This window comes from Paenibacillus sp. MT86, from assembly GCF_058792535.1.
Map to the genome: position 1 here is coordinate 4,293,352 of NZ_CM179499.1, position 18,381 is coordinate 4,311,732.

20 protein-coding genes are annotated in these 18,381 nt (G+C 52.6%); 9 read left to right on the forward strand and 11 right to left on the reverse strand.

Annotated elements, in window-relative coordinates; translation table 11 throughout:
* Nucleotides 1-20: 20 nt before the first annotated feature.
* From AC3RCL_RS18990 to leuC, 4 genes are all read right to left on the reverse strand, one after another.
* Complete coding sequence (locus AC3RCL_RS18990) at nucleotides 21-716, reverse strand: GerMN domain-containing protein (protein ID WP_096773316.1); 696 nt, start codon at nucleotides 714-716, stop codon at nucleotides 21-23.
* A 41-nt stretch (nucleotides 717-757) separates the two neighbouring features.
* Nucleotides 758-2,194, reverse strand: a complete 1,437-nt coding sequence (locus AC3RCL_RS18995; RefSeq protein WP_452519515.1) for an N-acetylmuramoyl-L-alanine amidase family protein — start codon at nucleotides 2,192-2,194, stop codon at nucleotides 758-760.
* A 235-nt stretch (nucleotides 2,195-2,429) separates the two neighbouring features.
* Nucleotides 2,430-3,032: a 3-isopropylmalate dehydratase small subunit gene (leuD, locus tag AC3RCL_RS19000; protein ID WP_015734590.1), complete on the reverse strand. Its 603-nt coding sequence runs from the start codon at nucleotides 3,030-3,032 to the stop codon at nucleotides 2,430-2,432.
* Between the two features lie 20 nt (nucleotides 3,033-3,052).
* Entirely contained in the window at nucleotides 3,053-4,477 is a 1,425-nt protein-coding gene (gene leuC, locus AC3RCL_RS19005) for a 3-isopropylmalate dehydratase large subunit (RefSeq protein ID WP_036665580.1), read from the reverse strand.
* Nucleotides 4,478-4,661: 184 nt separating this feature from the next.
* Here leuC and AC3RCL_RS19010 point away from each other — a divergent pair, with 184 nt between their 5' ends.
* On the forward strand, nucleotides 4,662-5,594 hold the full coding sequence (locus AC3RCL_RS19010) for a LysR family transcriptional regulator (protein ID WP_015734588.1): 933 nt from the start codon (nucleotides 4,662-4,664) through the stop codon (nucleotides 5,592-5,594).
* Nucleotides 5,595-5,727: 133 nt separating this feature from the next.
* Here the strand turns inward: AC3RCL_RS19010 and AC3RCL_RS19015 are convergent, their stop codons facing one another.
* Nucleotides 5,728-5,913 (reverse strand): hypothetical protein, encoded by a 186-nt coding sequence (locus tag AC3RCL_RS19015; RefSeq protein ID WP_009595149.1) that lies wholly within the window; start codon nucleotides 5,911-5,913, stop codon nucleotides 5,728-5,730.
* Between the two features lie 92 nt (nucleotides 5,914-6,005).
* A complete protein-coding gene (locus AC3RCL_RS19020) occupies nucleotides 6,006-6,818 on the reverse strand; it encodes a carbon-nitrogen family hydrolase (RefSeq protein WP_492531363.1) in 813 nt (270 codons plus the stop codon).
* A 254-nt stretch (nucleotides 6,819-7,072) separates the two neighbouring features.
* Here AC3RCL_RS19020 and AC3RCL_RS19025 point away from each other — a divergent pair, with 254 nt between their 5' ends.
* The 8 genes from AC3RCL_RS19025 to AC3RCL_RS19060 all read left to right on the forward strand — a co-directional run bounded on the left by AC3RCL_RS19025 (nucleotide 7,073) and on the right by AC3RCL_RS19060 (nucleotide 14,910).
* Nucleotides 7,073-8,266 (forward strand): pyridoxal phosphate-dependent aminotransferase, encoded by a 1,194-nt coding sequence (locus tag AC3RCL_RS19025; protein WP_096773313.1) that lies wholly within the window; start codon nucleotides 7,073-7,075, stop codon nucleotides 8,264-8,266.
* Between the two features lie 366 nt (nucleotides 8,267-8,632).
* Entirely contained in the window at nucleotides 8,633-9,736 is a 1,104-nt protein-coding gene (proB, locus tag AC3RCL_RS19030; protein WP_217993017.1) for a glutamate 5-kinase, read from the forward strand.
* Between the two features lie 57 nt (nucleotides 9,737-9,793).
* Nucleotides 9,794-11,041, forward strand: a complete 1,248-nt coding sequence (locus tag AC3RCL_RS19035; protein ID WP_492531365.1) for a glutamate-5-semialdehyde dehydrogenase — start codon at nucleotides 9,794-9,796, stop codon at nucleotides 11,039-11,041.
* A gap of 36 nt (nucleotides 11,042-11,077) precedes the next feature.
* Nucleotides 11,078-11,947, forward strand: a complete 870-nt coding sequence (proC, locus tag AC3RCL_RS19040; RefSeq protein WP_213577813.1) for a pyrroline-5-carboxylate reductase — start codon at nucleotides 11,078-11,080, stop codon at nucleotides 11,945-11,947.
* Nucleotides 11,944-13,158, forward strand: a complete 1,215-nt coding sequence (locus AC3RCL_RS19045) for a 2,3-diketo-5-methylthiopentyl-1-phosphate enolase (protein ID WP_492531368.1) — start codon at nucleotides 11,944-11,946, stop codon at nucleotides 13,156-13,158. Before proC ends, AC3RCL_RS19045 begins: the two co-directional genes overlap by 4 nt.
* Nucleotides 13,155-13,835 carry a 2-hydroxy-3-keto-5-methylthiopentenyl-1-phosphate phosphatase gene (locus AC3RCL_RS19050; RefSeq protein ID WP_096773310.1) on the forward strand — a complete coding sequence of 227 codons (681 nt, stop codon included), beginning with the start codon at nucleotides 13,155-13,157 and terminating at the stop codon, nucleotides 13,833-13,835. Before AC3RCL_RS19045 ends, AC3RCL_RS19050 begins: the two co-directional genes overlap by 4 nt.
* On the forward strand, nucleotides 13,836-14,492 hold the full coding sequence (locus tag AC3RCL_RS19055; RefSeq protein ID WP_009595132.1) for a methylthioribulose 1-phosphate dehydratase: 657 nt from the start codon (nucleotides 13,836-13,838) through the stop codon (nucleotides 14,490-14,492).
* 124 nt (nucleotides 14,493-14,616) lie between these two features.
* A complete protein-coding gene (locus AC3RCL_RS19060; protein ID WP_015734579.1) occupies nucleotides 14,617-14,910 on the forward strand; it encodes an SdpI family protein in 294 nt (97 codons plus the stop codon).
* A 55-nt stretch (nucleotides 14,911-14,965) separates the two neighbouring features.
* Here the strand turns inward: AC3RCL_RS19060 and AC3RCL_RS19065 are convergent, their stop codons facing one another.
* The 5 genes from AC3RCL_RS19065 to AC3RCL_RS19085 form a co-directional block, all read right to left on the reverse strand.
* A complete protein-coding gene (locus AC3RCL_RS19065; protein WP_009595238.1) occupies nucleotides 14,966-15,106 on the reverse strand; it encodes a hypothetical protein in 141 nt (46 codons plus the stop codon).
* A gap of 91 nt (nucleotides 15,107-15,197) precedes the next feature.
* Nucleotides 15,198-16,313, reverse strand: coding sequence for a hypothetical protein (locus AC3RCL_RS19070; RefSeq protein ID WP_096773308.1), 1,116 nt, complete (start codon nucleotides 16,311-16,313; stop codon nucleotides 15,198-15,200).
* Between the two features lie 23 nt (nucleotides 16,314-16,336).
* The gene (locus tag AC3RCL_RS19075) at nucleotides 16,337-16,795 is read right to left on the reverse strand and encodes a hypothetical protein (protein WP_492531372.1); all 459 of its coding nucleotides are present in this window, start codon (nucleotides 16,793-16,795) and stop codon (nucleotides 16,337-16,339) included.
* Nucleotides 16,792-17,283 carry an RNA polymerase sigma factor gene (locus AC3RCL_RS19080; RefSeq protein WP_255250451.1) on the reverse strand — a complete coding sequence of 164 codons (492 nt, stop codon included), beginning with the start codon at nucleotides 17,281-17,283 and terminating at the stop codon, nucleotides 16,792-16,794. The genes AC3RCL_RS19075 and AC3RCL_RS19080 overlap by 4 nt, the downstream gene beginning before the upstream one ends.
* A 232-nt stretch (nucleotides 17,284-17,515) precedes the next feature.
* Nucleotides 17,516-18,340 carry a CPBP family intramembrane glutamic endopeptidase gene (locus AC3RCL_RS19085; protein WP_492531374.1) on the reverse strand — a complete coding sequence of 275 codons (825 nt, stop codon included), beginning with the start codon at nucleotides 18,338-18,340 and terminating at the stop codon, nucleotides 17,516-17,518.
* Nucleotides 18,341-18,381: the final 41 nt, after the last annotated feature.

The window sequence follows — 18,381 nt, forward strand, 5'->3', positions numbered from 1 at the left end:
TCAGAATTAGTTCCTTTGTTCTATTTTCGAGTCATAGGATGCTCCAGCTCAACATGCCCCATTAAACTCTCAATCTGATTACCGTCTACAAGCAATTCCAAGGACTTCACTTCATCGAACTGGAAGAACGTTTTTTGCAAGGCATCAATCGCAAACATTTCCCCTCCAGCTCCAAGATTCGCCTCTGCCGGCTTGGTGATATCCAGCGTCAATGCTCCGTTGTCGAACTTAAGTGATTTCAGCGTGATTTTATCCGACCATAATGGATTCAATTCGGCATCTCCGCTCTTTTGAAGACCTTCAAAGGCTTTCTTATATTTATCCTCTTCGCCCGAGTACGTGATCTCTTTGCTGGCTTCTTTCAAATCCATGATCTCCGGGTCCGTATAATAGAGTTTAATATTCGCTTTCTTCGCTTGATCCTCCGCAGCGTTCACGTCCTTCGTATCGACTGGCGTACCCGTACTTCCAGCGGATGTTTTCTCCGGCGGCGTGCTTGTTCCTTCGCTCGCGTTCACGGTAGTTGCTTCGGCTTCGCCCTGCTTCTGATCATCCGCCGCCTTGTCATCGCCCGGTTCGTCCTGCGGCGTCTGTACTTGTCCAGCTTCAGTATCCGGGCCCGTCTCGGCGGGGGCCGCAGTCGGCTTCTGTCCGCAGCCGGCACTAAATGCAAGCAGAAGCGCCAGCAATCCGGTCATCCAATATTTTTTGTTCATGGCTTGTGTCCCCCTCTAAGTTACATCAAATCTTGTACACATTATTGTACTTTAAGATATTCTTTAATACCCTCTACAATACCTTGTGCAACACGATTTTGGAAATCGTCTTTAAACAACTGGGCTTCGTCACCCTTGTTGCTCAAAAAGCCAATCTCGAGCAGGACAGCCGGCATCGTCGTTTCCCTCGTAACATGAAGGCTACCGTATTTAACTCCACGATCTTTGAGACCTGTCGCTTTTGCAAGATGTTTATGGATCACATCCGCCAATGACTTGCTGGAATCTCTCGTATAATACGTTTCCGTACCGCTGGGACTGCTGGACGCGTTGCTGTTTCCATGAATAGACACGAAAATATCTGCTTTTAAATTATTTGCGATTTTCACGCGATCGCTGAGCTCAAGATGTGAATCGTCGCTGCGAGTCATCACTACATTGATATTCTTTTCTTTTTTGAGCAGTGCTTCAACCTTAAGGGAAATATCCAAATTAAATGATTTCTCCGTTTTTCCCGTAAGGCTGATCGACCCCGGCTTGATACCACCGTGACCGGGATCAATGACAACCGTTTTCTTGCCATTCCCGGTAACCGGCGGCACCGGCGGTACGAGAATTTCGCCCTCTGCGTTCAGATCAACGATGATGATGCCCGATTCCTGGGTCACCGCAAAATTCTTAGGTCCAGTCAAATCCAATACGATACGCACGGTTGGCGGGTTGTCGCTGAACACGGCATATCGAATATTCGTAACGTCGGAATAATCCGCAGCTTCCATACTGCCGCCGTTCTGCGCGTTCACGGCATGTCCGCTTAGGAATGAAGCAGAGTAGACGGTGTCCGGAAGATCGATAACAATCCGGTCAGGCCCCGTCATGCTGAACACTTTCGGCGTCACAGCGCCTTCCGTTGCAATCATGAGACGGTTATCGCTAAAGCTGAGCCCCGTCAATGAACCCTTATTTCCAGATTCCGCAGGCGGAGGCGTCTGACTGCCCGGATTGGTTCCTTCACCTGGATCAATCTCGGCTCCGGTTGTAGGCAGCGCGGCGCTTGAAAGGTACACCGCCTTCGATTGGTTGTCCCATTTCACGTCAAGCCCCATCTGCTCGCTTACAAAACGGAGGGGCACAAGCGTGGTAGGCCCATTCAAGACAGGCGCCAAATTCAGATCGACCTGGGCCCCGTTCAGCTCGGCCTGCTGGCTGCCGACCACCATGCGGACCGTCTTCTCGCTGTTTTCAACCGTTACGGTTTGGCTGGCCTTCTCCCAGCCCACCTTGAAACCGAGATTCTCGGATACCACGCGTATCGGAATCATCACATTGCCCTTCATGTTGGCGACCTGGACGCCCGAAGACAAATTCAATGGTTCCCCGTCAAGAAATATGGTCGCACTTGAAGAACTGGCCTCGCCGCTCTTCGGAAACGCCAGCAAGAAGACTATCAACACCATTACAAACCCTAACTTCTTCATGAATCCACCTCGATCATCCCATGATTGAATTTGAAAAGCAAATCTAGCAAAAAAACTTAAACTATGTAAATCAGTATTCCCGTATGCATGCTTCCGGACAAATACTGACATCAAACGTAGATCTATCTTGGCTGCTTCTGCATATTAATTCCATAATACCAAAAAAAACTTCCATTTCCTACACAGGAAATGGAAGTTTAATAGTCTTGTAAACTTTTGAAGCCTGATTGCGAAATTAGGCGAACAAGCGCTCCCCATGTTTTTTCTCGTAAGCATCGATTGCACTTTCATGCTGCAGCGTCAAACCGATATCGTCCAATCCTTGAAGCAGGAATTGACGGCGGTGCTCGTCGAGGTCAAAGTCGATGTGCAATCCCTGATCATCGGTAATCGTTTTGTTCTCCAGATCCACGTTCAGTTTATAGCCTTCGTTCGATTCCGTCCGCTGGAACAGCTCTTCGACCTGCTCCTCCGACAATTTGATCGGCAGAATTCCGTTCTTGAAGCAGTTGTTGTAGAAAATATCAGCAAACGATGGAGCGATGACCACGCGGAACCCGTAGTCGAGAATCGCCCAAGGCGCATGCTCGCGGGAAGATCCGCAGCCAAAGTTGGCACGCGAGATCAGGATGGTCGAACCCTGGTAGCGGGGCTGGTTCAGCGAGAAGCTGTCGATGTTGCCTCCCTCTTCATCAAACCGCCACTCGTAAAACAGAAACTGTCCAAATCCCGTGCGTTCAATCCGTTTCAAAAACTGTTTAGGAATAATTGCGTCCGTATCTACATTCACCCGGTCGACAGGTGCGACAATACCGTTTAATTTCGTAAATGCTTGCATAAACTTCTCCTCCGTCCTTCTTAGCTCACAACTTCTTCGGCTGCAAAGTTCCAATCACGTACATCCACGAAGCGTCCTTTAACCGCAGCTGCCGCTGCCATTGCCGGCGATACGAGATGCGTTCTGCCCCCGCGGCCCTGGCGACCTTCGAAGTTCCGGTTGGATGTGGAAGCGCAGCGCTGTCCAGGCTTCAGTACATCCGGATTCATCGCAAGGCACATACTGCAGCCTGCTTCGCGCCATTCGAAACCTGCCTCGACGAAAATTTTGTCGAGCCCTTCTTTTTCGGCCTGAATCTTCACTCGGCCCGATCCCGGAACGACGATGGCGGTCACATTGCTGGACACTTTATGTCCCTTCGCTACAGCTGCTGCTGCCCGCAAATCCTCGATGCGTCCATTCGTGCAAGAACCGATGAAGACATAGTCGATCGGAATCTCGGACATCGGAGTCCCTGGCACAAGCGCCATGTATTCCAGCGCCTTCTCCGCTGCCTTGCGCTCGTTCTCGGTCTTGAAGTCTGCAGGGTTAGGAACCGTCGAGGAAATGTCGGTACCCATTCCCGGGCTCGTTCCCCAGGTTACTTGAGGGATCAGCGTTTCCACGTCGAATTCAACCACCACGTCGAACTCGGCGCCTTCGTCTGTCACAAGCTCTTTCCAAGCTGCTACAGCGGCATCAAAAGCTTCGCCCTGCGGAACATATTGACGTCCGCGCAAATATTCAAACGTCGTTTCATCCGGAGCGATCATGCCCGCTCTGGCTCCGCCTTCAATGGACATGTTGCACACCGTCATACGCTCTTCCATCGACAACTCGCGGATGGCTTCGCCCGTATATTCGATGACATAGCCTGTTGCAAAATCGGTTCCGTACTTCGCAATGACGCCAAGGATCATGTCCTTCGCCGTTACGCCCGGATTGCGGCGGCCAACAAAACGAACTTCCATGGTTTTCGCTTTAGCCTGCTGCAAACATTGGGTTGCCAGGACGTGCTCAACCTCGCTCGTACCGATACCGAACGCCAGCGCACCGAATGCGCCGTGAGTGGATGTGTGGCTGTCGCCGCACACAATCGTTTTGCCGGGATGCGTCAAGCCAAGTTCAGGGCCCATAACGTGCACTACGCCTTGGTCAATCGTGTCCAGATCATACAGGGTAACGCCAAAATCCTGACAGTTCTTGGTCAGGGTGTCGATTTGCTGCTTCGAAATCGGATCCGTGATGTTAAAACGGTCTTTCGTTGGTACGTTGTGATCCATCGTGGCGAAGGTAAGTTCCGGGCGGCGCACTTTGCGGCCGCTGAGACGCAGACCTTCGAATGCCTGAGGGGAAGTCACCTCGTGGACCAAATGCAGGTCGATATACAAAATACCCGGCTTGCCTTCTTCCTGATGAATCACGTGGTTATCCCAAATTTTTTCGAACATTGTCTTCTTACTCATCATAATCACCCCATTGTTCTTTACGTCCATGAGAAGATAATTGCTTGAGTCCCTTATCCCTATTGGGAAGGCCTGCAACGCATCATCTTTACGTTGATAGTAATATATCATTTCCTTCTTCATTGTTCCAAGATATAATATCTATAGATGTAATAGGATTCAGCTATAACGGAGTGATGCTTACATGGAATTGAGACAACTGCAATATACGCTGCAAATCGCGGCGGACAAAAACTTTTCGCGCGCCGCGGAGAAGCTTCATATCGCCCAGCCTTCCCTGAGCCAGCAGCTCTCCAAGCTGGAGAAAGAGCTCGGGGTGCTGCTGTTCCAGCGCAATACGAGCAACGTCGAGCTTACCCATGCCGGTGCCAGCTTTGTCGAGCATGCGCAGAAGATCATGGACGCCGTCGAGCAGCTGAAACAGGAGATGTCGGACATCTCCCAGCTACGCAAGGGGAAAGTCGTCGTCGGCAGCATGCCGATAACCGGCTCTCATCTGCTGCCCCGAGTTTTGCCTGCTTTCAAAAAAGGATATCCGGATATCGAAATCACCCTTTTGGAGGACTCCTCCATGAATCTGGAGAAGCTGACGGCCAGCGGCAAGGCGGATCTCAGCCTGCTTGCGCTGCCCCTGGCGGAGCCGTCCCTGTCCTGGATTCCGATCGGCGAGGAAATGATCGATTTGGCGGTTCCTCCCCAGCACCCGCTTGCGCTGCGGGCGGCCTCCGATCCCGTACGCCCCATTACGATCGACGAAATCCGGAACGAAGCGTTTGTCGTGCTCAAGAAGGGTCAGGGCTTCCGGAAGCTAACCTTCGATATATGCCGGGAGGCCGGCTTCGAGCCGAACGTTGTATTCGAGAGCAGCAACATCGAGACCCTCCAGTCTCTGGTCGCTACCGGGATGGGGATCACGCTGGTTCCCCGGTTCATTGCCCGTGCGAAACGCAGCGAGTTTATTCCGGTATATCTGCCGCTCGCGGATCCGGTGCCGAGCCGCACGCTGGTCGTCGCTTACCGAAACGGCCGGTATTTGTCCAAAGCGGCGGATGCGTTCATCGACACGTTCAAGCAGGTCATGGACAAGCTTGTGGTAGAAGGCGTTCAAGATAAATAATCGCAAATGGATGCAGTTTAAAACGAATAATAAGCAAAGAGGCACAGCCATCGTCAAACGACAAACGGCTGTGCCTCTTCTTCTTTTTTACCTGAAAGCCAAAAGATTACCCATGATCATCATAAACCGAACCCTATTTTCGCAAATTATGCTGGTCGATCATTCGGTTCTGTTCGTCCGCGGTACGGGACTGATCCTGAATCGATTCGTTTTTCCCGTTCCCGCCTCCGGCTACGCTCTCAACAAAATTGCGGAACTGCTCTTTCTGTTCTTGTTCCTGTTCATTGTTTCGGCTGTCGAATTGGTTGTTCTCTGCCATGATTCAAAGCCTCCTCTCAGACGGATTACCCATAGTATACCCGCCGCTGCCCAGATGAAACTTCATATTTGGAGGTTTGGATCTTACATGTTCTATTGGAAATACAAATGAGGCCGACGGTCCTCAAAAACCGGTATGCGTCCTCTCACTTCATCCGTGAGCTTGCAATCCAGCATGCCTGTCACGATCGTTTCCCGCTCATCCCCTTCGGCGATGATCTCGCCCCATGGGTCAATGATCAAGGAATGACCGAAAAAGTCCGTTTCGCCGCTGGTTCCTACGCGATTGCAGGCAACGACATACATTTGGTTCTCGATCGCCCTGGCGATGAGCAGCGTTCTCCAATGATGCAGCCTCGGATGGGGCCATTCCGCAGGCACGAACAGCACTTGAGCGCCGCCGAGCGCGAGGGTGCGGGACAATTCCGGGAACCGGATATCGTAACAGATCGACGCGCCCGCCTTCATTTCTTCCAGATCAAAGGTTACGGTATGCTGTCCGGCTTGCAGGAACTTCTCTTCGTCCATCAGGCGGAACAAATGGATTTTGGAATATTTGGCGATCTGCTCCCCGTTCCGGTTAAATACGTACATGCTGTTATAAATCCGGTCTTCGATCCGTTCGGCTACGGAACCGCCGACGACTTGGATGCGGTGCTTTCGAGCAAACTCGCTCAGCATCGAAGAGGTTTCTTGCCCCATAGGGTCGGCGAGCTCTTGGATCCGGTCCAGCGCATATCCGGTGTTCCACATCTCCGGCAGCACGATCACGTCCGGCTTATGGTTCGCCGCTGCCGCCTTCTCCATCATGCCGAGCATGTTATCCATGTTGGCCTGGACGTTGCCTATTTCAATGTCAGCTTGAATAAGTGCGATATGAAGCTGAGCCTTTGTTTCTCCAGTCATCTTGCAGCCTCCCGTTGTTTGAGTTGAATCCAAGGGCGGCCTCCATGCGATCATGAAACGCATGGGCCGGCTCTTCTTCCAGGGTTCAACCTTCTCTTATATGTCATCATCATAGCCTCTCCAGCGCCGCTGCTGCAACACCCTAGCCCCATTTCCCTCTATACACCCCTGATAAATCGTGTTAAATTAATCCTAATTGTTTTCCATTATAGACATATTTAGAGTGTAATCAGATAACGGAGTGATGAACCTGCATGAACAAAAAGCCAGACGTTTTCCACATAGAGCCGGCCGAGATCATGGCCCAGCTGCCTACGCAATTTTTCGCGACCCTGGTCTCCAAGGTAAACCGCCAAGTGTCTCAAGGGCATGATGTAATCAATCTCGGGCAGGGAAATCCCGATCAGCCCACGCCGCCTCATATCGTATCGAGCCTGAAGGAGGCGGCCGACAATCCGCAGTTTCACAAATATTCGCCTTTTACCGGCTTTTCCTTTCTGAAGGAAGCCATCGCGCATCGATACAAGGAGGACTATAACGTCGATCTGGATCCGGAAACGGAAGTCGCCATTCTGTTCGGGGGAAAAACCGGGCTGGTGCAGCTGCCGCAAATCCTCCTGAATCCCGGGGATGTCTGTCTTGTCCCGGACCCGGGTTACCCGGATTACTGGTCAGGCGTTGCTCTCGCCCGCGCGCAAATGAAGTTCATGCCTTTAACCGCAGATAACCGCTTCCTTCCCGACTATGGCGCTATATCGCCTGCAGACCGGGAAAAAGCGAAGCTGATGTTCCTGAATTACCCGAACAACCCCACATCCGCCGTCGCTCCTTTATCCTTCTACGAGGATACGGTGGCATTCGCCGCCGAACACGGGATCGTGGTAGCCAGTGACTTTGCATATGGGGCGATCGGTTTTGACGGAGACCGTCCGGTCAGCTTCCTGCAAGCGGAAGGCGCCAAGGAGGTGGGCGTGGAATTCTACACCCTCTCCAAAACCTACAATATGGCAGGATGGCGCGTCGGCTTCGCCCTGGGGAACCGAAACATCATCTCGCTGATCAATATGCTGCAGGACCATATCTATGTCAGTCTGTTCGGCGGCATCCAAGCGGCTGCTGCTGCGGCTCTCACCTCGTCGCAGGACTGCGTCGACCAACTGGTGTCGCGCTACCAGTCGAGAAGGGATGCCTTCTTCGGCGCCCTGTCCGAAATCGGGTGGCAGGCCCCGAAACCGGCCGGCTCCTTCTTTAGCTGGCTGCCCGTGCCGAAGGGATACACCTCGGTATCTTTTGCCGACTTGCTGCTGGAGGAGGCCAAGGTGGCCGTCGCGCCTGGCGTAGGCTTTGGGGATCACGGCGAGGGGTATGTCCGCGTCGGCCTGTTAAGCAGCGAGGAACGAATGCGGGAAGCCGCCTACCGGATCGGCAAGCTGAACCTGTTCGGCTAACCTAATTCCTTTTGAAAAATCAAAAACGATGTGCTATTCTTGCAATAACAATCGAATGCAGTTTCCCAAACGCAAAGACGGGACCAGTACGAAAGCATGCGGCACGATGATCAGAGAGCAAATTCCATGGGCTGAAAGAATTTGCCGTGACCCCTTTCCGAATCCTACCCCCGAGCGGCCTGGCTTGCCAGGACAGCGCCTTCTGTTACAGGGCCAAAGCCGGATGGGCTGCGCTCATCAATAAAGGTGGTACCGCGGAAGTCCAACTTTCGTCCTTTCTCATACAGGACGAAAGTTTTTTTATTTTCAGGGAAATGGATTCGTAACAGCCATTCCTACCATCATAAATACAAGGAAGTGATCACGATGCTCTCGCGCATCGTCGTAAAGATTGGAAGCAGCTCCCTAACGACAGACGAAGGCGGACTTAATCTGGATTCGGTCGCGTTTTTTGCCGGGGAACTTGCCGGGCTCCGCGAGGCCGGCCATGAAGTTCTCCTCGTGACCTCCGGAGCCGTCGCAGCAGGGTTTAGGGAGATCGGGTACGAGACGAGGCCCAAGCTGCTCCATGAGAAGCAAGCATCCGCTGCATTGGGCCAAGCGCTGCTCATGCGGGCTTACCAGAATGCGCTGGCCTCCCATCAACTGAAAGCGGCCCAGATTCTGTTGACGAGAATGGACTTTGCGAACCGCAAACGCATGAACAACGCCAGCATGACGATTACGGAGCTTTTGAAGCAAGGCGTCATCCCTATCATTAACGAGAACGACACGGTTTCGATTGACGAGCTGAAATTCGGCGATAACGATACGTTATCCGCACTAGTCGCCAACCTGGTCCGCGCTCAGCAATTAATCATCCTGACCGATACGGACGGCTTATACACGGCCGATCCGCGCAAGTCGCCGGATGCCATAAAATACGAGGAAATTCATGACATTACCGATGAAATTTACAGCATGGCTGGGGGGGCCGGCTCCAGCGTCGGAACCGGCGGCATGCGCTCGAAGATCGATGCCGCCAAAATCGCCACCCGCGGCGGCGTTCCCGTATTCATCGGCAAAGCCAACGAGCCCGGCGATCTGGTGAAAGCATTGGGGCACAGCGGCAAAGGTACGTATTTTGCCACTCACCTGTCGGCCCTGCCTGTGAAAAAGCAATGGCTCGGCTTTATGTCCTCGCCGCTGGGTCGGATCGTAGTCGATCCCGGTGCCGAGAAGGCGCTGATCCACGGGGGGCACAGCCTCCTTCCCGTTGGCGTTAAACGGATCGAAGGCAGTTTCCATGCAGGCGATGTGGTGGAAGTCGTCAATATGGACAACGTAAGGCTCGGCAGAGGCATCGTCAATTACGACGAGGACCAGCTGCAGGCCGTGCTCGGATTGCCAAGCAGCCAAGTCATCGGTATTATCGGCGAAATCCATCGGCTCGAGGTTATTCACCGCGATGAATGGATTACGTTAAAATAGTCCGTATCGCATTCCGAAGTTAAATCTTTTTATCACCTATACGAAGGAGGAATCATTATGAGTGAGGTACGCAATAAAGCTCAGCTCGCCAAGCAGGCTGCATTTCGTCTTGGCAGACTGAGCACGGAGGAGAAAAACCAGGCGCTGCTGATCATGGCCGACGCCCTGATCCAGCGGACGGCAGATATCATGGAAGCCAACGCAGAGGATCTTCGGCGCGGGAAGGAACTTGGCACCTCTGCTTCCCTGCTGGATCGGCTGGCACTGAACGAAGCCAGAATCGAGGGCATTGCCGAAGGGTTGCGCCAAATCGTGGAGCTGCCGGACCCGATCGGCGACACCTTGGAAACGATCGATCGTCCGAACGGACTGAACATCGTGAAGAAACGCGTTCCCCTTGGCGTGATCGGCATCATATATGAAGCACGTCCCAATGTGACGGTCGATGCCGCCGGGCTGTGCTTGAAGACGGGCAATGCGGTCGTCCTGCGGGGCGGATCATCCGCCCTCTCCTCCAACCGCAAAATCATCGAAGTGCTTCACGAAGCTATGGAACGCACTGCGCTGCCTAAAGAAGCGCTTCAGCTTATCGAGGACCCGAACCGCTCCTCCGTGGATGAAATGCTGAAACTGAACGGACTGCTGGATGTCATCATCCCGCGCGGCGGCAGCTCCCTGATCCAGAACGTCGTGATGAACGCGACCGTGCCGGTCATCGAAACCGGGGCGGGCATATGCCATACGTACCTGGACGCATCGGCACGGCCGGACATGGCCGCCGCCATCAGCATCAATGCCAAGGTGCAGCGTCCTTCGGTCTGCAATTCCATGGAAACCCTGCTCGTCCATGCGGAGTATGCCAAATCGCACCTGACTTCGCTGGCCGAAGTTTTCCGTGAGCGTAACGTCGAGCTGCGCGGATGCGAGCGAACCCTGGAATATATTCCTTGGGCTGCCGTCGCAACATCCGAGGATTACGCGACAGAGTATAACGACTATATTTTGAACATTAAAGTCGTGGACCGCTTGGATGAAGCCATCGAGCACATTTCGGTATATGGCACGAAGCATTCCGAATGCATCGTAACGGAGAACGAGGATCATGCGGAGCGTTTCCTGCAGGAAGTAGACGCAGCGGCTGTCTATCATAACGCTTCGACCCGCTTCACCGACGGCTTTGAATTCGGCTTCGGCGCCGAAATCGGGATCAGCACCCAGAAGCTGCATGCCCGGGGACCTATGGGGTTACCCGCGCTTACTTCCTCCAAATATGTTATTATCGGTAGTGGTCAAATACGCGAATAAATCATTCATCCCAAGCCATTAAGGAGGAACAAAACGATGTGCCAATCCCCGCAGAACCGACCTTTAATAGATAAAGCAATCACCTTCTACGGCGCAGGCTCGATGGCCGAAGCGATCGTACGAGGATTAGTGAGCCGTTCTGTCGTGCTTCCCGAGAATATTACGATGCTGAACCGTAGCAACGCCCAGCGCCTTCTGGAACTGAGCGAACGCTACGGCGTCCAGATCAACAACGACGAGGCCGCCAAAATCGAAATTTTGAAAACCTCGCCGGTGATCGTGCTGGCCATGAAACCGAAGGATGCCGCCAAAGCGCTGAAAGAACTGGGACCCAAGCTCTCCAGCGACCAATTGATCATCTCCGTGATCGCCGGACTTTCGATTTATACGACGCAGACGCTGCTAGGAAACCAGCAGCCCATTGCTAGAACGATGCCGAATACATCCGCTTCGATCGGGCTTGGTTCCACGGGCATTGCGTTCTCGAAGGAAATCAGCGAAGAACAGCGTCATCTCGTGCTGACTTTGTTCGAGGCAGTTGGCCACGTGACGGTCATCGAAGAAGAGAAGATGGACATCCTGACCGGGATATCCGGCAGCGGCCCGGCTTACTTCTATTACATGATGGAAGCCATGACCGCAGCGGGAATCCGCGGCGGCCTGACGCCGGAGCAAAGCCGCGAGCTGACGCTTCAAACCATTTTGGGTGCCGCCCGCATGGTCCAGCAGACCGGGGAACAGCCGTCGTCGCTGCGCGCGAAGATTACATCGCCGAACGGATCGACGCAAGCTGCCCTGGAAACGCTCGACAAAGGCGATTTCTTCGAAACGGTCATTGCCGCCGTAAACCGCTGCGCTGAGCGCTCCAAAGAAATGGGCGCCATGCTGAAGGAGCAGATCTCATGAGCCGCTGTATTGCAACGTACCGAATTTATGACGACCAGGCGGATTTCCGTAAGAAAGCGACCTCCATTGCCGTTGGCATGACGGTTGGCAGCTGGACCGAGCTGCCGCAGGCCAAACGCGAAGCCATGCAGAAACATCTTGGCGAGGTCGTTGACATTCAGGTTCACGAGGGCTGGGAGCCGGGCAGCCGTTATGCGGATGTCAGCATCGCTTACCCGGACATCAATTTTAGCCGGGATATTCCTGCCCTGCTGGTGACCGTGTTCGGCAAAATCTCCATGGACGGGCGCATCAAGCTGACGTCCCTGGATCTGTCTCCCGACTTCCTGAGTGCATTTCCCGGACCGAAGCATGGCATCGACGGCATCCGAAGCCCTCTCGGCGTCCATGACCGTCCGCTGCTCATGAGCATCTTCAAATCGGTGATCGGACTGAATGCGGACGAGCTTAGAGCCCAATTTATCCGCCAGGCGCTCGGCGGCGTGGATCTGATCAAGGATGACGAAATCCTGTTCGAGAACGACCTCACCCCGATTGAAAGACGGGTCAGCATGTGCATTCAAGCCGCTGCGGACATCGAACAGCAGACGGGCAAAAAACTGCTGTACGCGGCCAATTTGACCGGCCGTACATCGCAGCTGCGCGAGCAAGCATTGCGCGCGATCGATGCAGGCGCCAATGCCCTGCTCTTCAATGTGCTGTCCTACGGGTATGACGTCCTGCACGAGCTGAGCAGCGATTCGGAGATTACGGTACCCATCGCGGCTCACCCAGCGCTTGCCGGCGCCATCTATCCTTCTCCGCACTATGGGATTGCGGCACCTGTGCTGCTCGGCCAGCTGATGCGGATCGCCGGAGCCGATCTGGTGCTCTTCCCTTCTCCTTACGGCTCCGTTACGATGCCGAGGGAAGAGAATCTCGCCATTCGCGACGAGCTGCATAGCGCTAAGCTTGGCGTGAAGCGAAGCATGCCGGTACCGTCCGCGGGAATTCATCCGGGACTCGTTCCGCGTATCATCCGGGATTTCGGTACCGATGTGGTCGTTAACGCAGGCGGCGGAATCCACGGTCATCCGATGGGAACCGAAGCGGGCGGCAAAGCCTTTGTACAGGCGATTGAGGCAACGATGAAATCCGTGCCGCTTGCCCACTATGCCGAAGAGCACGAAGAACTGAAAGCCGCGCTGGACATCTGGGGAGGAGAAGCATGACATCAGGAGCAAAACAGCCGATTATTTTTTGCGATTTCGACGGAACTATCACGAACAACGATAACATCGTTGCCATCATGAAACACTTCAAACCGGAAGGCTTCGAGCCGATCATGCAGGATACGGTTGACCGCACCATTTCAATTCGGGAAGGCGTTGGCCGCATGTTCGCGCTCTTCCCTTCCTCCATGAGAGAAGAAATTACCGAGTATGTGCTGAGCCATGCCGGGATACGGGAAGGCTTCGCAGCGTTCCTTGACTATTTGAAATCCGAGCAGATCGAGTTCTATGTCACAAGCGGCGGCATCGATTTCTTTGTCGATCCTCTGCTGAAGCCCTTTGGCATTCCGGCGGACCATATCTTCTGCAACGGTGCCGATTTCGAAGGGGATCGCATTGAGATTACCTGGCCGCATCCTTGCAAGGAATCCTGCCATAACGACTGCGGCATGTGCAAGGTTACGGTGATGGACCGTTTTCCAGCCGACCGATATTACCGGATTCTCATCGGTGACAGCCTTACCGATTTTGAAGGCGCCAAGCAGGCCGACCTGGTCTATTCCCGCTCCACGCTCACCGAGCAGTGCAAGAAGCTTGGCGTGTTTCATGTACCATTCGAGACATTTACCGATATTCAGAACGACATGAAAGACAAGTTTACGCAGGAGGTGCTGTAAGTGGCATTTTCAGATATCCAGCTCGAACAGAAGCAGGCTGCGCTGCAGGAACTTAGAGGAATCAAGGAACTGTTTGCATCCAGAAACTGGTTCCCGGGTACCAGCGGCAATCTTTCCGTCCGTGTTGGCGAATTCCATCCGGAGCAGTTTTATTTTGCCGTCACGGCCAGCGGAAAAGACAAATCCGTACATACGCCGGAGGATTATCTCTTTGTGGACCAGAACGGTGTCCCTTGCGAAGCAACCGGCTTAAAGCCCAGCGCGGAAACTTTAATCCACTGTGAAATCTACCGGAAAACCGGCTGCGGCGCCATTTTCCATGTGCACACCATCGACAACAACCTGATCAGCGATTGGTATGGTGAACAAGGTTACGTGCCTGCCCAAGGAATCGAGCTGATCAAAGCCTTTAACATTTGGGAAGAGGACGCGGCGATCCGCATTCCGATCCTGCCGAACTATGCGGACATTCCGCGGATTGCAGAGCTCGTTCCCGGCGCGCTCGATCCGGCGGTACCCGGCATTTTGCTGCGTAACCACGGCATCTATGCCTGGGGCAAAAATGCGTTCGAAGCCAAAAAACATCTGGAGGCCTTTGAGTTTATATTCGAATATTCCTACCGCCGTTTGCTTCTGAATGCAGCAGGTTCCAAGTAATTTTAGCCTTGCGGGGATTGAGCTTAATCAGCCGGATATCCCGCGCGACAGGTCCTGGCACCCTGAAATCCGAACGCTTCGGTTCGGGGTGCATCCGGCTTATCCTTCCAGAGGAGTGTGTAGGGTGCTTGAAAGCTTAGCCATCGGCGTCGTGTTTATTTTGTACGGGTTGGTCCTCTTTTTGATTCCGCCTAAAAGCTCCACAAGTTTTTATGCTTACAAAACGACGTCTTCACTCAAAAATGAACGGAATTTTAAAGTTGCCAACGCCTACGTCAGCTTGCTGCTGATGATTTTCGGAGTCATCCTGCTGTTGATCGCCAGGCTTACCGGCCATTTCATGACGACCGTGATTTCAACCGTCATCGTTTTTATCCTGATTTATATTCTCGTTGAACGAAAGCTAAAAAACCTGTAAAACGATCACAATCGTTTTACAGGTTTTTTCTTTGGAACGCTAAACGCTAGGTGAATCATAGCCGATTCTGATCCTGCTCCGATAAAGAGATCGAAGGCGACGGTACCGGATCCGGCGAGGAGTAGGCATTGACGACAAACAAACAGGTCCCAACAAACAGAGCAATATACAACAAATAATACAGATTCTTGGCCACAATATCTCCCCCCATGTCTCGTTCATCAATACTGGTTGATTTGCGCACGCTTGATCATCGGTTGGAATCTTTCAGGTGATGATCAGACATTTCAATCGTTGTCGGAATCATAAAATGGACGATTTCCACTCCGTGAATCCTTCTTCGAGCCTGTCATCAGCTTGATTCCTCCTCCGATGAGAAGCACCGCTACGATCACGGTTTTCATGTAGGTTCGAATCCGGTAATCCAGGTGCAAATCCGGAAACAGCGTTTCAACATAAGGCATCACTACGCTCGTAAATACGAAATAGATGCCAAGAATGAGCAGGCCAAGCCCGAGCCAGCGCTGCTGATTTCCAAGGCCCGAGATGATCGGCCGATCCCGGAGCGGCTCCCGGCCATAGCGGCTGACTTGCTGCAAACCATCGAAAAAGGCATAAAACCAGATCAACGGGATCAAAAACAGGAATACCGAGAGCTTAAGCACATCCAGTACATAGATGCTGCCAAGAAATAGAACCATGAGTTGCAGTCCGCGTTTTTGCAAACCCAAATACATTTGACCCGCTCCGGGAAACGCCGATAGCAAGGTGGCAAACACTTTGCTGCGGCGCCCGCTCTCCCGGCCGCTCTCCAGCTCATCAAACAGCGTGCGGTCTATGAGCAGGTCCCCGGCTTGCTTGCGGTGAACCAGCTGTACCACGTCAAACATGCAATAAAGCCATATGATCGGCAGCATGCCCAAAAACAGCAGGAACACCGATTCATGAGTCAACCCCGTCAGGAACACCAGAATCGTTCCAAGTCCGAAAAAGGCGATCAGGAATGACAGCCCGCGCTGCATCAAGCCCAGTTGAAAATGGCCAAGGCCGGGAATGAAGGACAGCAGGATGGTATAAAAGCGCTCGGACTCATCGCTCTTGTCCTGGCGAATCTCCATCGGCCGCCCGAATTCATCATGAATAATCGTGACGGGGGTATAACGGATCAACGCAATGAGCAGATCGAGCATGCTGATCCCCCAGATCATTAAAGCACCGAGAAGTCCCAGCGCAAATACTGCGTCGGAAGCCGACATGATTCCAAGCAATATCCCGCCGAACAGGCTTCCGAAGAACAGCAGCGGATATAACAGCGCCCGTCCCTTCCTCCCCCAGTAATAATGGCCGAGACCCGGAAGGATATTGAGTATAAAGGCAAAACCTTTACTTCGTTGCGGTTGCACTAAGCATCTTCCTTTCATTTTTCTTATCTGGTTAATAGCCGGTCCAGCCAGCCCGTTGTTTTTTCCACCCATTGCTCACTATAGGAAGGCGTATCGGATAAAGGGACCTGACCGCTAATCTCACTGGGAAGCAGCCGGTCGAATGCCCCGGTGAAGAGGAACAGCATCGTAATGGACGCCGCTATGGCATAATGGACGATGGCGCGTTCGTACCAGCGCTTGGGCCGTTCCTGAATCCGCAGCGGTGCTTTCGGGGTGTATGGCTTAATCTGTTCATGTTCCACCACCTGCTCGGCAAATGCTTCCGGATCTGCCATACCGGGAAGTTCGGCATCAAGCTCCGACAGAACCTGCATATAGATCTCCAGCACGACGTCATCCGTTAGCATGAGCTCTTCATATGAAGTTCGTTCTTCGGGCGAGCCTTCCCCTCTAACATAACGTTCGGTCAGCAGCTTGAGCTCGTGATCCTTGGCGTTCATTTCCACTCCTCCTCCTTCCACGATTTCCGAATCCATTGTCTGGCCCGGTATAATTTCGATTCAACCGTCTTGACCGTGACATTCAGCTCGGCTGCGATTTGTTCGTAGTTTTTCTCTTCCAAATAAAAAGCCGTAATAATGGCGCGGTGATTGTCCGGCAATGCTTCAATTTTCTCTCGAAGTTCCTCTCTTCTCTCCTTATGTATGAGCAGAGAAACCACATCCTCGTCCCGGGAAGGGAGTTTATCCAGCACTTCTTCATGTTCGCCGGGCAGCTGCTCCGGCGGTTTACGGGAAAGCTTCCTCTTCATGTCAATCGCTTTGTTCAAGGCGATGCGAGTAATCCAGGTCTTAAAACCTTCAGATCTGTACTGGGGGAGAGCTTTGTATACTTGTATGAACACTTCCTGCGACGCATCCTCCGCTTCCTTGGCATCCCGCAGGACCGAATATGCCGTATGGAACACGTGCTGGCTGTATTGGTTCACCAGTTCCCGAAAGGCTTCTTGCTCACCTTGCAGGATGCGCGCAATTAACGTTTCTGCATCAATAACTCTCCCCTCCTTCCCAAATACATAGACGTCAGCTTTATGAGCTGCCCCTGCACTTTTTTCAAAAAAAATATGGATGAATCTAAAAACAAGACCAACACAGCTTGTCCCCTAGTTTACCCGTACCGGCCAAAACAAAAAAGAACGTCTATCGACGCCCTTAGGAAGGTTACAGAATCATACCGCTAAGGACGAATAGAACGTTCATCGCAAAATGCATGACCATGACGGGAGCCAATCCTTTCGAACGAATAGCTACGCCTCCCATCATGATACCAAAGATGGAAAACAACAGGCAAACGGGCCATGAAAAACCGAGGTGGTAATGGTATAAACCAAAGGTAACTCCGGCGATGACAAGCCCTTTCAGTTCCCCAAACCCACTTACAAAATGACTAAGTATGTATCCCCGCCATAACAGTTCCTCAAGGACGGCATTGATCAGCGCAAAAGAAAGGGCATAACCGGCAAGAGCCAGGAGTTCAGGCTGTCCCCAGTCCATAAAAAATGAAAATACGGCACAAACCATAACCAGGAATATCAGCATAAACCGCCAGATCGGGTCCTTGAGCGGGCCCTTGAAAATCCATGGAAAATAAATCGTTGACCTCCAGGTGCCTTTGGCAAGATAAAGCGGTTTTTTCTTCGTTAACATGGCCGCGAGCGCAAAGGGTAATACAAATAATATCAGGCTTAACCTCGATAGGATGATCGCCCAGGCATCGTGGCCCGCTAATCCATTTTTGATGATTTCACCAGAAGAATGATAGAGCAAATAACCTATCACTATGATAAGCGCCACGATGGCCGTGTCATTTATCTGAATCGATATCTTGCGTACTCTTATAAACTTGAACAAAGTATATATTAACAGGATCAGTCCGATTCCCCACGCCACGGATAGAAGGAATGATGTCCATTGAACCCATACGATGGTGGCGATCATGATGATCAAGCAGGTGATATGTTCACCTGAGCGGTGCGTAACTTGCAAGCTTTTCTCTCCCGTTCTGTAACGCTTATGATGATATCATG

Excerpts from the sequence above, each read along its gene's own strand:
- AC3RCL_RS18990 (WP_096773316.1), bottom strand. The coding sequence starts at position 716 with ATGAACAAAAAATATTGGATGACCGGATTGCTGGCGCTTCTGCTTGCA.
- AC3RCL_RS18995 (WP_452519515.1), bottom strand. The coding sequence starts at position 2,194 with ATGAAGAAGTTAGGGTTTGTAATGGTGTTGATAGTCTTCTTGCTGGCG.
- leuD (WP_015734590.1), bottom strand. The coding sequence starts at position 3,032 with ATGCAAGCATTTACGAAATTAAACGGTATTGTCGCACCTGTCGACCGG.
- leuC (WP_036665580.1), bottom strand. The coding sequence starts at position 4,477 with ATGAGTAAGAAGACAATGTTCGAAAAAATTTGGGATAACCACGTGATT.
- AC3RCL_RS19010 (WP_015734588.1), top strand. The coding sequence starts at position 4,662 with ATGGAATTGAGACAACTGCAATATACGCTGCAAATCGCGGCGGACAAA.
- AC3RCL_RS19015 (WP_009595149.1), bottom strand. The coding sequence starts at position 5,913 with ATGGCAGAGAACAACCAATTCGACAGCCGAAACAATGAACAGGAACAA.
- AC3RCL_RS19020 (WP_492531363.1), bottom strand. The coding sequence starts at position 6,818 with ATGACTGGAGAAACAAAGGCTCAGCTTCATATCGCACTTATTCAAGCT.
- AC3RCL_RS19025 (WP_096773313.1), top strand. The coding sequence starts at position 7,073 with ATGAACAAAAAGCCAGACGTTTTCCACATAGAGCCGGCCGAGATCATG.
- proB (WP_217993017.1), top strand. The coding sequence starts at position 8,633 with ATGCTCTCGCGCATCGTCGTAAAGATTGGAAGCAGCTCCCTAACGACA.
- AC3RCL_RS19035 (WP_492531365.1), top strand. The coding sequence starts at position 9,794 with ATGAGTGAGGTACGCAATAAAGCTCAGCTCGCCAAGCAGGCTGCATTT.
- proC (WP_213577813.1), top strand. The coding sequence starts at position 11,078 with ATGTGCCAATCCCCGCAGAACCGACCTTTAATAGATAAAGCAATCACC.
- AC3RCL_RS19045 (WP_492531368.1), top strand. The coding sequence starts at position 11,944 with ATGAGCCGCTGTATTGCAACGTACCGAATTTATGACGACCAGGCGGAT.
- AC3RCL_RS19050 (WP_096773310.1), top strand. The coding sequence starts at position 13,155 with ATGACATCAGGAGCAAAACAGCCGATTATTTTTTGCGATTTCGACGGA.
- AC3RCL_RS19075 (WP_492531372.1), bottom strand. The coding sequence starts at position 16,795 with ATGAACGCCAAGGATCACGAGCTCAAGCTGCTGACCGAACGTTATGTT.